10 protein-coding genes are annotated in these 13823 nt (G+C 66.0%); 4 read left to right on the plus strand and 6 right to left on the minus strand.

Annotated features, from left to right (window positions below):
- Positions 1–40 precede the first annotated feature (40 nt).
- On the plus strand, positions 41–1192 hold the full coding sequence (gene trpB / locus LDB05_RS12445; RefSeq protein WP_226004312.1) for a tryptophan synthase subunit beta: 1152 nt from the start codon (positions 41–43) through the stop codon (positions 1190–1192).
- Positions 1193–1243: 51 nt separating this feature from the next.
- Here the strand turns inward: trpB and LDB05_RS12450 are convergent, their stop codons facing one another.
- The 3 genes from LDB05_RS12450 to LDB05_RS12460 form a co-directional block, all read right to left on the minus strand.
- Entirely contained in the window at positions 1244–1654 is a 411-nt protein-coding gene (locus tag LDB05_RS12450; protein WP_226004313.1) for an HIT family protein, read from the minus strand.
- 65 nt (positions 1655–1719) lie between these two features.
- On the minus strand, positions 1720–2781 hold the full coding sequence (locus tag LDB05_RS12455; RefSeq protein WP_226004314.1) for a glycosyltransferase family 4 protein: 1062 nt from the start codon (positions 2779–2781) through the stop codon (positions 1720–1722).
- Positions 2782–2867: 86 nt separating this feature from the next.
- Positions 2868–3515, minus strand: coding sequence for a hypothetical protein (locus LDB05_RS12460; protein ID WP_226004315.1), 648 nt, complete (start codon positions 3513–3515; stop codon positions 2868–2870).
- 200 nt (positions 3516–3715) lie between these two features.
- Here LDB05_RS12460 and LDB05_RS12465 point away from each other — a divergent pair, with 200 nt between their 5' ends.
- A complete protein-coding gene (locus tag LDB05_RS12465) occupies positions 3716–5536 on the plus strand; it encodes a S9 family peptidase (protein ID WP_226004316.1) in 1821 nt (606 codons plus the stop codon).
- A 27-nt stretch (positions 5537–5563) separates the two neighbouring features.
- Here the strand turns inward: LDB05_RS12465 and LDB05_RS12470 are convergent, their stop codons facing one another.
- Together LDB05_RS12470 and LDB05_RS12475 are read right to left on the minus strand one after the other, a co-directional pair.
- Positions 5564–6625, minus strand: a complete 1062-nt coding sequence (locus tag LDB05_RS12470; protein WP_226004317.1) for an NAD(P)-dependent glycerol-1-phosphate dehydrogenase — start codon at positions 6623–6625, stop codon at positions 5564–5566.
- A 131-nt stretch (positions 6626–6756) separates the two neighbouring features.
- Positions 6757–7746 (minus strand): NAD-dependent epimerase/dehydratase family protein, encoded by a 990-nt coding sequence (locus LDB05_RS12475; RefSeq protein WP_226004318.1) that lies wholly within the window; start codon positions 7744–7746, stop codon positions 6757–6759.
- 297 nt (positions 7747–8043) lie between these two features.
- On the opposite strand from LDB05_RS12475, the gene LDB05_RS12480 reads away from it, so the two are divergent.
- Entirely contained in the window at positions 8044–8454 is a 411-nt protein-coding gene (locus tag LDB05_RS12480; protein WP_226004319.1) for a GIY-YIG nuclease family protein, read from the plus strand.
- A 50-nt stretch (positions 8455–8504) separates the two neighbouring features.
- Positions 8505–9125 carry a peroxidase-related enzyme gene (locus tag LDB05_RS12485; RefSeq protein WP_226004320.1) on the plus strand — a complete coding sequence of 207 codons (621 nt, stop codon included), beginning with the start codon at positions 8505–8507 and terminating at the stop codon, positions 9123–9125.
- Positions 9126–9256: 131 nt separating this feature from the next.
- Here the strand turns inward: LDB05_RS12485 and gltB are convergent, their stop codons facing one another.
- Positions 9257–13816: a glutamate synthase large subunit gene (gene gltB, locus LDB05_RS12490; protein WP_226004321.1), complete on the minus strand. Its 4560-nt coding sequence runs from the start codon at positions 13814–13816 to the stop codon at positions 9257–9259.
- Positions 13817–13823 lie beyond the last annotated feature (7 nt).

Here is a 13823-nt window from a genome sequence, read left to right on the forward strand (position 1 = left end):
CACGAACCTATTAGACCCTGACTGCGCAATTCACCGGCGTATGGAAAACGGAGCATTCGAGGGATACGGCGGGCGACACGTGCCGGAACCGCTTCTGGAACCGCTCGAGCAACTCGCGACGGCCTACGACGACGTCGCGAACACCGAGGCGTTCCAGTCCGAACTGCGCGGCCTGCTCGAAGAGTTCGCGGGCCGACCGACGCCGCTGTACTACGCGCGAAACCTGAGCGATCGCTACGGGGCCGACATCTACCTCAAGCGGGAGGATCTGCTCCACGGCGGTGCGCACAAGATCAACAACTGTCTCGGGCAGGCGTTGCTCGCCAAACGGGCGGGTCGCGACCGCCTCATCGCCGAAACCGGGGCCGGCCAGCACGGCACCGCGACCGCGATGGTCGGTGCCCTGCTCGACCTCGAGACGGAGATCTACATGGGCAAAAAGGACGTCGAGCGCCAGGAGATGAACGTCTTCCGGATGCGGCTCATGGGTGCCGAGGTCAACGAGGTCACCCGCGGCGACGAGGGGCTGGCCGACGCCGTCGACGCCGCGCTCGAGGACTTCGCCGAGAACGTCGAGAACACCCACTACCTGGTGGGAAGCGTCGTGGGTCCCGACCCGTTCCCCCGGATGGTTCGGGACTTCCAGAGCGTCATCGGCCGGGAGGCCCGCGAGCAAATGCAGGAGCGGACGGGCGAGCTGCCCGACGCCGCGGTCGCCTGCGTCGGCGGCGGTTCGAACGCGATCGGCCTCTTCCACGCCTTCCGCGACGATCCGGTCGACTTCTACGGCGCCGAGGGCGGCGGGAAGGGATCCGACTCGAGCAAACACGCGGCCCCGCTCGCGAAGGGGACGGACGACGTCATCCACGGGATGAAGACGCGCGTCATCGACGACGACGTCGACGTCCACTCCGTTTCGGCGGGGCTGGACTACCCCGGCGTCGGCCCCGAACACGCCATGTTTCGGGCCGTCGGCCGCTGTGAATACACGGGCGTCACCGACGACGAGGCGCTCGCGGCTTTCCGCGAACTGAGCGAAACCGAGGGGATCATCCCCGCACTCGAGTCCAGCCACGGGATCGCTCGCGCGATCGAACTCGCGGAGGCCGGCGAGCACGACACCATCCTCGTGAACCTCTCGGGTCGCGGCGACAAGGACATGGAGACGGCGGCCGCGAAGTTCGATCTCTGAGCCGCGATCCCGGTGTCGAGTCGTGACTCGAGCCACCCGCGTACATCGCTGTTAGAGGTGTGCTCGAACCTGATCCCGAAGGTCTGCTGCTTCGTCGGGGTCGAGCCGATCGCGCGACAGCGATAGCGTCACGTCGTCGTCCTCGAAACGGGGCAGGAGGTGGACATGTGCGTGGTCGACGGTCCCGACCAGCGGCCCGCTCGTGTGAAAGACGCTGAACCCGGTCGGTTCGAGCGTCGTCTCCAGTGCGCGCGCGACGGTTCGAACCGTCTCGAAGACGGCCGCCGACGTCGACTCGTCGATCATCACGACATCGTCCTCGTGAGTCCGGGGAACGACGAGGCTGTGGCCCGTTACGGCCGGGTTTTCGTCGAGAAACGCGACCGTTCGCTCGTCTTCGTGGAGCACGTGTGCCGATCGATCGCCGGCCGCAATCTGGCAGAACTCGCAGTCGTCGTCCATAGCCGAACTCTATTCCGGACCGACATATATCCATCTCCACCTGACGGAACGCTCAGCGCCGAGGTCTACAGAACGCCGTGTTCGTCCTGTAAGGTCCGATATAGCTCGAGATACTGCTCACCCACCGCCGACCGGTCGTACTCCTCGAACGCCTCGTCGTACGTGCGATGTTCGAGGTCGCCCGCCTCGAGGATCGCCGCCGCGAGTTCGTCCTCGCTGGTCGTCCGGAACCCTCGATCCCAGCCCTCGACGAGTTCGTGGGCGCTCGAGTTCGCGTGGTACTCCACGATGCCCACACAGCCGGCGGCGATCGCCCACAGCATCTCCGTCGGAAAGACGCAGTGGTCGGCCGTCTGCGCGAAGACGTGCGCCCCGCGATAGGCCGCGATCCGTTCCTCGAGGTCGAGATCGCCCGCGAACGTCACGCGATCCGCGATCCGAAGGTCGCTCGCGAGTTCCTCGTAGGCCTCCCGCTCGGGGCCGTCGCCGACGATTTTCGCCTCCCAGTCGCGACCCCTGTGTTCGGCCAGCGCCAACAGCAGGCTCTCGAGGTTGGCACCCCCGTCGAGTCGTCGGGAGTAGATCACGTCGACTTCATCGCCCGGTTCGACGTCCCGGATCCGTTCGCAGTCGATCGGGTTCGGAATCGTCTCGACGATATCGCCGTTCGCACCGAGTTCGCGGACCCACGTCCCGACCAGCTCCGACGGCGTGACGATCCGGTCAGGTCGGCCCGTCGCGAACCGGCTCCCCCGCGTATTCAGGACGCCGCCGTCGCCGTACCACTCGAGGACGAGCGGCGAGCGCGACAGCGTCGCGCCCCACTTGGCCGCGGTGACCTGACTCGGGGGCTCCGCGCTGACGTGGATCACGTCCGGGTTCGAAGCCGCGAGGACGAACGGGAGTCGGAAGAGGAACGAACTCCGGGCCTCGGGACCCGTCGAAACCGCGTGATAGGTGATTCCGTCCCGTTCGAACGTCGACTCCTCGCCCGCCCAGAACCCGGCACAGTAACAGTGGACGTCGTGACCGCGTTCCGCGAGTAGCTCGAGGACGGTCCGAAACCGCCGGTTCGTCTCGGTATCGCGGTGATGAGCCGTTTCGAACGAGACGAACGCAACGTGCATCTGCTCGCAGAATGCGACCGGGAGGGTAAAAACCCTCCCTGTTTCAGTCGACCGTGGGTACCGAAGTCACCTCCCCGTTCGATCCGTCACGCGTCGATCTCCTCGCCGAAAACGAGATCCTCGAGGAACGAGCTGATCCCCTCGAGGAAACCGACGTCGGTGCCGTCGGCGGTATCTTCATCGGCCGCCTCGTCCGCCGCGTCCGAGTCAGCTCCATCCGCGTCATCGCGGTCGGTATCGGACTCGGTGTCGTCATCGTCCTCGCCGTCCTCTTCGTCCGGTTCATCACCCCCGTCGCTCTCTCGCTCTTCGTCCTCGCCGTCGTCCTCCAGGTCGTCGCCCCCGTCTCTGTCACTATCGTCCGCCTCGTCTTCGCCCCTGCTATCGCCATCCCCTCTCTCGTCTCCGTCGACGTCCGCCTCGGTCTCGGTGTCACCGTCGGTCTCGTTTTCGTCGTCCGGTTCGGTGTCCTCGTCCCCGGCTGCACCCCTCTCGGTCGAGTCGCTCTCCGACTCGTCGGACTCAGCATCGGACCCACCCGCAGCAGTCTCGCCGTCGCTGCTCTCTCCTCCATTCAGCGGTTCCGTTTCACCGTCACCACCGGGTTCGTCGGCCGAATCAGTCACGAACGGCTCCGGGCCGATGGCCGCCACGATCAGGCCGAACGCCGTGAGGATGATCACGATCGTCACGAGAATCGGCACAACCGATGAGGAACCGGACTCACCTGCCATCGACCGTTACCGCCACGCTACATGGCTTTGTTAGTCGCAACCATCGTCGACCGTTCCACGCTTCGATCGGGAGTTATCACATCTCGCTCGAGTCGCGGAGCCGATTTCAATCGGGTGTAGCCGATCCCTACCCGTAGACTCCCGAACCGGCGACCGAACGGACCGAAACGACTACCGCCTCGAGTCCGTACGGCCCTCTCATGAGCGGTTACGACATCGAGCGCTATCTCAACGTTCGTAGCGCCTACGGCGCCTCGTTCGGCCCCGACGGTGAACGGCTCTCCTTCCTAATGAACACGACCGGGACCTCGCAGGTCTGGACCCTCGAGGAGCCCCGGGGCTGGCCCGAGCAGCGGACCTTTTACGAGGAGCAGGTGAGCTTCGCATCGTGGTCGCCCGAGCGACCGGAACTGATCTTCGGGATGGACGAAGGTGGCAACGAGCGCGCCCAGCTGTTCCGTCTCGACGCCGAGACGGGGAAGATCGAGACCCTCACCGCGATGCCCGACGCGAAACACCGCTGGGGTGGCTGGAGTCACGACGGCGATCGGTTCGCCTTCACCTCGAATCGCCGCGACGAGTCCGTCTTCGACGTCTACGTGCAGGGTCGCAACGAACGGGGCGACGACGCGGAACTCGTCTACGAGGGCGACGGCTGGCTCTCGCTGTCGGGCTGGAGCCCCGACGACTCCCGCCTGCTCGTTTCGCAGGCTTACTCCAACTTCGACCAGGACCTGTACGTCCTCGACCTCGAGGCCGGCGAGCCGGACATCGAGCACCTCACGCCTCACGATGGCGACGTCCGCTACCAGAGCGCGAGCTGGGCACCCGACGGCGAGGGGGTTTACCTCGTGACCGACGATGGCGAGGCCGACACGCTCTATCTGGCGTATCTCGACCTCGAGAGCGGTGACATTCAAACCGTTATCGACGAGGATGGATGGAACGTCGACGGCATCGCGCTGGACGACGACACCGGCCGGTTCGTCTGCTCGCGGAACGTCGAAGGCTACACCGAGTTGACCGTCGGGGAGTTCGACGCCGACGACCCCACGGCGTTCGAGACGTTTCCGGAACCCGACCTGCCCGGCGGGATCTCCGGCGGCGTGAGCTTCGGTCCCGACGCCGAGCGGTTCGCCCTCTCGACGTCCGGCGACACCGTCAACACGAACGTCTTCGTGGTCGACCTCGAGAGCGGCGCGGCCGAACGGTGGACGAGCGCGCCGACGGCGGGCATCCCTCGCGAGTCGTTCGACGGCTCCGATCTCGTCAGCGTCGAGAGCTTCGACGGGCTCGAGGTGCCCGGCTTTCTGTCCCTTCCCGACGACCACGAGGAGGGAGAAACGCCGGTCATCGTCGACATCCACGGCGGTCCAGAGAGTCAACGCCGACCATCGTTCTCGAGCGTCAAACAGTACTTCCTCGACCGTGGCTACGCCTACTTCGAACCGAACGTCCGCGGCTCGTCGGGCTATGGCTCGGACTACGCAAGCCTCGACGACGTCGAGAACCGGATGGATTCGGTCGCCGACATCGAGGCGTGCGTCGAGTGGCTGCAAGATCATCCGGCCGTCGATCCCGACCGAATCGCCGCCAAGGGCGGCTCCTACGGCGGCTTCATGGTACTCGCCGCGCTGACAGAGTATCCCGACCTCTGGGCCGCCGGGATCGACGTCGTCGGCATCGCGAACTTCGTCACCTTTCTCGAGAACACGGGCGACTGGCGACGAGAACTCCGCGAGGCGGAGTACGGGTCGCTCGCGGACGATCGCGAGTTCCTCGAAGAGATCTCGCCGATCAACAACGTCGAGCGGATCGAAGCGCCGCTGTTCGTCCTCCACGGCGAGAACGATCCCCGCGTCCCGGTCGGCGAGGCCGAACAGATCGCCGAGAAAGCGGCCGAGCAGGGCGTTCCAGTCCGGAAACTGATCTTCGAGGACGAGGGCCACGGCTTCTCGAAGCTCGAGAACCGCATCGAGGCCTACTCCGAAATCGCGGAGTTCCTCGACGAACACGTCTGAGCGACGGCTCGCGAGCGCGCTCGGCGATCAGTCGATGACGCCGGTCTTCGTCGCCACGTCCCGAGCGGCCCGCTCGTTCATCCCGTCGCCGAGGATCGTGTACCGGTCACGAATCTCGTGGCAGGTCGTCAACGCCTCCAGCACGGTCTCGTCGTCGATTCCCAGTTCCGCGGCGGTCGTCGGCGCGTCGATACTCGAGAGGGCGTCTCGGATGTCGCGCCAGATGCCCTGATCCCCGCCGTGGAGATACGCAGTCATGATCGACCCGACGCCGACCTGGTGGCCGTGGAGAGCCGCGTCGGGTGCCAGCCGGTCGAGCTGGTGGGAGAAGAGGTGTTCGGCCCCGCTCGCCGGCCGCGAGGAGCCGGCGATGCTCATCGCGACGCCCGAGGACATGAGCGCCTTGGTGACGACCCAGGCGGACTCCTCAAGCCCCGGCCGGATGAGATCCGCGTTGTCGACGAGAATCTCGGCGGTCATCTCCGAGAGCGCGGCGGCGTACTCGGAGTACTCGACGTTCTTCAGTCGATTGGCGAGCCGCCAGTCCATCACCGCGGTGTAGTTGGAGATGATGTCGGCACAGCCGGCGGTCGTCAGTTCCCACGGCGCGTCGGCGAGAATCCCCGTGTCAGCGACGACCGCCAGCGGCGGTTCGGCGGCGACGCTGTGGCGGGAATCGCCGTCCGGGACGGAGCCGCGATTGCTGACGATTCCGTCGTGGCTCGCTGCAGTCGGCACCGAGAGAAAGCCCATATCGAGGTGGTGGCTTGCCAGTTTCGCGATGTCGATGGCCTTCCCGCCGCCGATCCCGACGAGGTAGGAGGCCTCCTCGGCCTCGGCGGTTTCGATCACCCGTTCGACGGCGTCGAAGGTCGCTTTCTCGATCGTGACGATCGCGGGATCGATCCCGGCGGCCTCGAAGTCGGCCGCGATGGGATCTGCGGCGACGGTTCGGGGCGTCGGACTCGTGACGAACAGCGGCCGCCCCTGGAGGTGGAGATCGTCGACTACGTCGACGACCTCGTCGCGGACGCCGTGGCCGACGACGACGTTTCGCGGAAGGCGGATCCACGTCGACTTCTCGAACATACCGGTTCCCACACACCCCCGGGACATGTGCTTTTCCTCGTCGGCGCGTCGATCGACGGCAACTCGAACGACTCTCCGCGACACCGTCGACGGCGCGGCGGCTCGAGCGGCTCCGAGAACCGGAGTCCTGATCAGAGCGTTTCGAGAATCCCGAGAACGCGCTCCTCGGCCTCCCGATCGGGGCCGGTGTCGTCACCGTCCCGGTCGCTGTCGAGGTGTGCGTCGACCGACCGCCCCATCGCCTCTTCGAGCGGCGTCGACTCCCAGCCCAGCGCGGCCAGTTTCGCGGTCGAGAGGACGTGCGGATACGTCCGGTAGAGCGGGTAGTCGTCGAGTTCGAGCTCGCCGGCCGCGAGTTCGCGCGGGCCGGCGTGGACGAGATCGACGTCGGTATCGAGAGCGTTCGCGATCAGATCGACCATCTCCTCGAGCGTGACGAGCCGCCGGTCGCCGACGTTGTAGGCCTCGCCGGCCGTCCCCCCTTCGGCGACGATTCGCAGGGCGCTGGCGACGTCCTCGACGTAGACGCGGTGTCGGAGGTTCGTCCCGTCGCCGGGGATCACGACCCGGTCGAAGCGGTTCACGCGGTCGATCCACCAGTCCAGCCGCTCGGTGTAGTCGTGCGGGCCGTAGACGATGGGCGGTCGAACCGCCATGGCGCGGATCCCGTCCTCGGCCGCTGCGAACACTGCCCGGTCACCCTCGGCCTTCCGGTTGCCGTAGGTTTCGAAGGAATCGTCGGTCGCTTGATCGGCTGTACACGGGTGCAACGGCGTCTCGTCTTCGCGCTTCGGGATCGCTTCGCGACCGTAGGCCGCCCCGCTCGAGACGTACACGTAGGCCTCGCAGTCCGCGAAGATCCGGGTCGCGGCGCGGACGTCTTTGGGGTGGTAGGCGACGCAGTCGAAGACGGCGTCGGGATCGACGGTCGTCGCCGCCGCTTCGAGCGCAGTGTCGTTCGTGCGGTCGCCCTCGATGTGGTCGACCCGATCGTCGTCCGCGAACGGGTTCTCGCGATTGCCACGGGTGAAGATCGTCACGTCGTATGCGTGGTCCAGCAGGTCGTCGACGAGGTGGCGGCCGATGAAGCGAGTGCCGCCAATTACGAGTGCGCTGTCCATGTGCGACCGTCGCGCCTGCGGGGCAAAACCCTGGCGAACGAGCGGGTTGCAACCGGTGACGAACGGCCGAAACGTGGTCTGTTGCCGATCACGAGGAAGGGGATCGACGCCGTCAGGAGAGGGTTCTTTCGTACCGTTCGTCGTCGCCCGGTTCGAGATGGCAGCACAGCCCCGACCGGATCGCATTCGAGCGTCTCCCCTCGAGTACCCGCTACCAGTGATCAGCACGCCGATCTGAGGTCTGATCAGTCACCGAAACCACCCTCGTTTTTGTCGCCGCTGTCCCGACTGCTTCGTATGACCGGGACGTACGTCCTCGTGATCGGAGTGACGGAGGCGACGACTATCGAGGTCGGTGCGCTCGGAGACCGGGAGTTCACCGCAGGCACGTACGCCTACGTCGGGAGCGCGTTCGGCCGCGGTGGATTCAGTCGGATCGATCGCCACCGCGAGCTCGCCGCCGGCGATCGCGAGACGCGCCACTGGCACATCGATTACCTGCTCGGAGATTCCGGGACCCGACTCGAGACCGCGATCACGTTCCCCGACGCCGACCGGGAGTGTGAACTCGCGGGATCGCTTCCCGGAACGCCGGTTCCCGACTTCGGGGCGTCGGACTGTGACTGCGGCTCGCACCTCCTCGGGCCGTCGGACACCGATACCGTCATCGATGCAACAGTCGGTGCCGGCGGCATCGTCGACGGATAACACCCGACGTTCGCCCCCGAGTTATTAGGGATGCCTGTGAAACGGTAGCCATGGCCAATTCAGATTCCGACGCCGAGTCAGCGAGCGATCCCGACCCCGAACTCAGCGACGACGCGATGGCCCGGTTCCCCGTTCCGGAATTCGACGACCTCCCCGAAGATCTCCAAGATCGAATCGCGGAGGAAACCGACCGCGCCGGGTTCACCCCGAACGTGTTCTCGGCGTTCGCGTACAAGCCTTCCCACTTCCGGGCGTTCTTCCAGTATCACGACGCGCTCGTCGAGGACACGGCCCTCGAGCGCGAGGAGATCGAGATGATCGTCGTCGCCGTCTCCGGCGTCAATCACTGTTATTACTGCAACGTCGCCCACGGGGCGCTGGTTCGAATCTACGCCGAGGATCCGACGCTGGCCGACCAGCTGGTCGCGAACTACCGGACCGCGGACATCAACGACGCCCATCGAACGATGCTCGACGTCGCGGTCACGCTCACCGAACGGCCGACCGAGGTCGAACCGGCGGATCTCGAGGCGCTACGCGACGCCGGCTTCAGCGAGGAAGCGATCTGGGACATCGCGGCCGTCACCGCCTACTACAACATGAGCAATCGCATGGCGACGTTCGCCGAGATGCGGCCGAACGACGAGTTCCACACGCTCGGCCGCGAGTGACCGGCGGGTCCCACCCCGTTCCCCCGTCTCGGACTCCAGTAGCCGATCGGATCGCGACCGCTTTCGCTGTCGGGTATCGAAACCGCGCACAGAAACGAAACCGTATTGCGACCGCTCGAGACGAACGGCCGTCAGTCGTCGCTCGCCGCGAAACTGGTCGACTCGGCTTCGGCCGCCACTTCGGGCGCACCGGGAAGTTCGTTGCGGACGTCGTCGCTCCCTTGCTCGGTGATCGCCTCGTAGTAGGCCTCGGGCATGACCTTCACGAAGGCGTCGAGCGCGCGGTCCCAGTTCTCGAGCAGGAGTTCGCCACGATCGGAGCCGGTGTAGGCGACGTGGTTCTCGACGAGTCGGCGGAGCATCCGTTCGTCTTTCTCCTCGAGTTCGTCGTGGAGCGAGACCATGCCGGTGTTGGCCTTGGCCTCGAACTCCTCGTCGGGATCGTAGACGTAGGCGACGCCACCGGACATCCCCGCAGCGAAGTTCGTTCCGGTTTCGCCGAGGACGGCGACGACGCCGCCGGTCATGTACTCGCAGCCGTGGTCGCCGACGCCTTCGACGACTGCCTTGGCTCCGGAGTTGCGGACAGCGAAGCGCTCGCCTGCGACGCCGTTGACGTACAGTTGCCCGTCGGTCGCGCCGTAGAGCGCGACGTTGCCGATCGAGACGTTCTCGGTCGGGTCGTAGGCGGCGGTCTCTGGCGTCCGGATCGTGAGTTTCCCGCCCGAGAGTCCCTTGCCGACGTAGTCGTTGGCGCTGCCGTCGAGGTGCATCGAGACGCCGCTGGCGAGGAACGCGCCGAAGCTCTGCCCGGCGGTTCCCTCCGCGTCGATGGTGATCGTGTCCTCGGGCAGACCGGGTTCGCCGTAGCGGCTGGTGATGCGGTTCGAGAGCATCGCACCGACGGTCCGGTCGACGTTCGTCACGTCCGTCTCGAGCGAGACGGGATCCTGATCCTCGATGGCGTCGGCCGCGGCCTCGATAAGGTCGCGGTCGAGCTGATCCTCGAGTTCGTGGTCCTGCTCGCGGATCTTGCGGCGGACGTCGCTGCCGGGGTCCGCGAGGACCTCGGAAAGGTCGACGTTGCGGGCCTTCGGGTGGTCGACGTCGGTGCGCTGTTCCAGAACGTCGACCTGCCCGATCATCTCGTCGACGGTCTCGAAGCCGAGTTCCGCCATGATCTCGCGCAGCTCCTGGGCGATGAACGTCATGTAGTTGATGACGTGTTCGGGCTCGCCGGGGAACCGCTTGCGCAGGTCCTCGCGCTGGGTTGCGACGCCGACCGGACAGGTGTTCTTGTGACACTGCCGGGCCATCACGCAGCCGCCGGTGACGAGCGAGGCGGTCCCGAAGATGTACTCCTCGGCACCGAGCAGGGCGGCGACGGCGACGTCGCGTCCGGTCTTCATCCCGCCGTCGGTGGAGACGCGGATGCGATCACGGAGGCCGGTTTCACAGAGCATCTGGTTTGCCTCGGCGAGGCCGAGCTCCCAGGGGAGGCCGGCGCTCTTGATCGAGGTTCGCGGTGAGGCCCCGGTCCCACCGTCGTGGCCCGAGATGTGGACCACGTCGGCGTTCGCCTTCGCGACTCCCGCCGCGACCGTTCCGATGCCGGCTTCGGAGACGAGCTTGACGTTGATGTCCGCCTGCTCGTTTGCGGCTTTGAGATCGAAGATCAGCTGTTTGAGGTCCTCGATCGAGTAGATGTCGTGCAGCGGCGGCGGCGAGATCAGACCCACACCGGGCGTCGACTTGCGAACGTGGGCGATCATCTCGTTGACCTTCGAGCCCGGAAGGTGGCCGCCTTCGCCGGGCTTGGAGCCCTGGGCCATCTTGATCTGGAGCTCCTCGGCGTTCGAGAGATACGTCGAGGTAACACCGAAGCGGCCCGACGCCACCTGCTTGACGTTACACTCGCGTTCGGTGTCGAAGCGCTCCGGCGGTTCGCCACCTTCGCCCGAGTTACTCTTACCCCCCAGGCGATTCATCGCGATCGAGTTGTTCTCGTGGGCTTCCGGCGAGAGCGAACCGAGGCTCATCGCCGCGGTCGAGAACCGCTGGACGATGTCCTTGATCGGCTCGACCTTCTCGACCGGGATCGGGTCCCGGTCCGAGTCGAACTCGAGCAGCCCCCGAAGCGTCTGGAGGTTCTGCTGTTGGTCGTTGATCTTCTCCGCGAACTCGCCGTAGCGCTCGTAGTCGTTCGAGCGGACGGCCTGCTGGAGCGCACCGACGGTGTCGGGGTTCCACTGGTGGTGAATTCCGTTCGAGCGGTGTTCGAACTCACCGTGGCGGTCGAGGGTCGACTCCTCGCCGTCGCCGTCGAAGGCGGTCGCGTGGCGTTCCCGAAGGTCTTCTTCGATCTCCGCGAGGCCGATCCCTTCGGTACGGTTCTCGGTCCCCTCGAAGTACTCCTCGACGAGATCCGACTCGAGGCCGACCGCTTCGAAGATCTGGGCGCCCTGGTAGCTCTCGACCGTCGAGATGCCCATCTTGGCCATGATCTTCAGGAGGCCGTCTTCGACCGCGCCGACGTAGGCGTCGATCGCGACCTCGGTATCGGCTCCGTCGGGGCCGGCGGTGATGTCCTCGATCGTCTGGTAGGCGAGGTACGGGTTGACCGCGCCGGCGCCGTAGCCGACCAGCGTCGCGAAGTGGTGGACGGTCCGCGGATCGGCGGACTCGACGACGAGTCCGACGTGGTTGCGCAGCCCGTTGCGCACGAGGTGGTGGTGGACGGCACCGGTCGCGAGCAGGCTCGGAATCGCGACCCGGTCCTCGTCGACGGTCCGGTCCGAGAGGACGATGATATCGTGACCGCCGTCCTCGATCGCCTCGACGACGTCCTCGCGGACGCGTTCGATCGCCGCCTCGAGGTCCGTCCCGAGTTCCTCGCTCTCCGGATCGTAGGTGATGTCGATCGTCGCGGCCGTGATGCCGTTCGCCGAGCAGTCGCGGACCGACTCGAGTTCGGCGTCGGTCAGGATCGGCGAGTCGAGCACGAGCTGGCGGGCGTGTTCGGGCGATTCGTCGAGCAGGTTGCGCTGGAAGCCCAGCCGGCTCTCCATCGAGGTGACCAGTTCCTCGCGGATGTAGTCCAGCGGCGGGTTGGTGACCTGCGCGAACAGCTGCTTGAAGTAGGAGAACAGCGGTCGGTTGAAATCGGTGAGGACCGACAGCGGCGTGTCGTCGCCCATCGAGCCGACGGGGTCTTTCCCCTTCTGGGTCATCGGCTCGATCATGTTCTCGAGTTCGTCGTGGGTGTAGCCGAAGGTCGCCTGGTAGTCGCGCAGGCCGTCGACCGCCCGCCGGGGTGTGCGGTCGTTCGTCGTCTGAATGTCGTCGAGGTGAACCTGCTCCTGTGCGACCCACTCGCCGTAGCGGTCGTCGGTGAGGTCGTCGAAGACTTCCTCGTCGGGAATGACACGTCCCTCGCTGGGGTCGGCGAGGAACAGCTGGCCGGGCTTGAGGCGGCCGCGCTCTTCGATGTCTTCGGGTTCGGTCTCGAGCGCGCCGGCCTCGCTGGCCATGATCAGGCGGTTGTCCGTCGTCACGTCGTACCGGCAGGGCCGGAGGCCGTTCCGGTCGAGGACGGCACCGACGCGTTCGCCGTCCGTCGCCGCGACGAGGGCGGGGCCGTCCCACGGCTCGACGAGCGAGGCGTGGAAGTCGTACCAGTCTCGGCGGTCCTCGTCCATCGCGTCGTCGCCGCGCCAGGCCTCGGGGACGAGCATCCGTAGCGCGTGCTCGAGGTCCCGGCCGTCCTGCATCAGGAGTTCGAGGGCGTTGTCAACGCTCGCGGTGTCGGATTGGTCGGGATCGTCGATGATCGGCTTGACCGCCTCGAGGTCCTCTAAGACCTCGCTCTCGATGTCCGTCTCGCGGGCGCGCATCCAGTTGATGTTGCCCTGGATGGTGTTGAACTCGCCGTTGTGGATGATGTTCCGGTAGGGATGGGCGAGGTGCCAGGCGCCGAGCGTGTTCGTCGAGAAGCGCTCGTGGACCATCACGAACGTCGACTTCATGCGCTCGTCGGTGAGATCGGGGTAGTACGCGGGGACCTGAACGCCCTTCAGCAGCCCCTTGTAGACGATCGTCTTCGAGTCGAGAGAGACGACGTAGAAGCGCTCCTTGTTCTCGATGTCGGCGTCCTCGACGGCGTTCTCGAGCGCGCGGCGAGCGACGTAGAGGCGGCGGTCGAAGTCGTCGCCGGAGACGTCGTCGTCGGGCGCGACGACGACCTGGTAGACGCCGGGTTCGGAATCGACGGCGGTCTTCCCGAGGTCGTCGTTGTTCGTCGGGACGTCCCGCCACTCGAGGACGCTGAGATCGTAGGTCTCGAACGTGTCTTCGACGAGAGAAACGAGTTCCTCGCGTGCATCCGCATCCTGTGGAAGAAAGAGCGAGCCGACGGCATAGGTGTCGGGAAGATCGGTCTCGAGAACGCTTTCGAAGAACGAGTCGGGGGTCTGAAGCATGATTCCGGCCCCGTCGCCGGTGTTCTGTTCCGCCCCGGTCGTCCCGCGGTGTTCGAGGTTCCGCAGCAGTTCGAGCCCGTCGGCGACGATGTCGTGACCTCCCACCCCATCGAGGTCCATGACGACACCGACACCACAGTTAGACCGCGCGTCCCTGGGGTCGGCGAGCCCCTCGGTCCGCTCGGTTGATGACGCTATATGTGGCTGTGACATACACGCA

Origin of the sequence: Natrinema salinisoli (genome assembly GCF_020405205.1) — an archaeon.
GTDB lineage: Archaea > Halobacteriota > Halobacteria > Halobacteriales > Natrialbaceae > Natrinema > Natrinema salinisoli.

Coding starts and splice junctions, on each gene's coding strand:
- LDB05_RS12455 (WP_226004314.1), bottom strand. CDS start 2,781: ATGCACGTTGCGTTCGTCTCGTTCGAAACGGCTCATCACCGCGATACC.
- LDB05_RS12485 (WP_226004320.1), top strand. CDS start 8,505: ATGGCCAATTCAGATTCCGACGCCGAGTCAGCGAGCGATCCCGACCCC.
- LDB05_RS12475 (WP_226004318.1), bottom strand. CDS start 7,746: ATGGACAGCGCACTCGTAATTGGCGGCACTCGCTTCATCGGCCGCCAC.
- LDB05_RS12470 (WP_226004317.1), bottom strand. CDS start 6,625: ATGTTCGAGAAGTCGACGTGGATCCGCCTTCCGCGAAACGTCGTCGTC.
- LDB05_RS12465 (WP_226004316.1), top strand. CDS start 3,716: ATGAGCGGTTACGACATCGAGCGCTATCTCAACGTTCGTAGCGCCTAC.
- LDB05_RS12460 (WP_226004315.1), bottom strand. CDS start 3,515: ATGGCAGGTGAGTCCGGTTCCTCATCGGTTGTGCCGATTCTCGTGACG.
- trpB (WP_226004312.1), top strand. CDS start 41: ATGGAAAACGGAGCATTCGAGGGATACGGCGGGCGACACGTGCCGGAA.
- LDB05_RS12450 (WP_226004313.1), bottom strand. CDS start 1,654: ATGGACGACGACTGCGAGTTCTGCCAGATTGCGGCCGGCGATCGATCG.
- LDB05_RS12480 (WP_226004319.1), top strand. CDS start 8,044: ATGACCGGGACGTACGTCCTCGTGATCGGAGTGACGGAGGCGACGACT.
- gltB (WP_226004321.1), bottom strand. CDS start 13,816: ATGTCACAGCCACATATAGCGTCATCAACCGAGCGGACCGAGGGGCTC.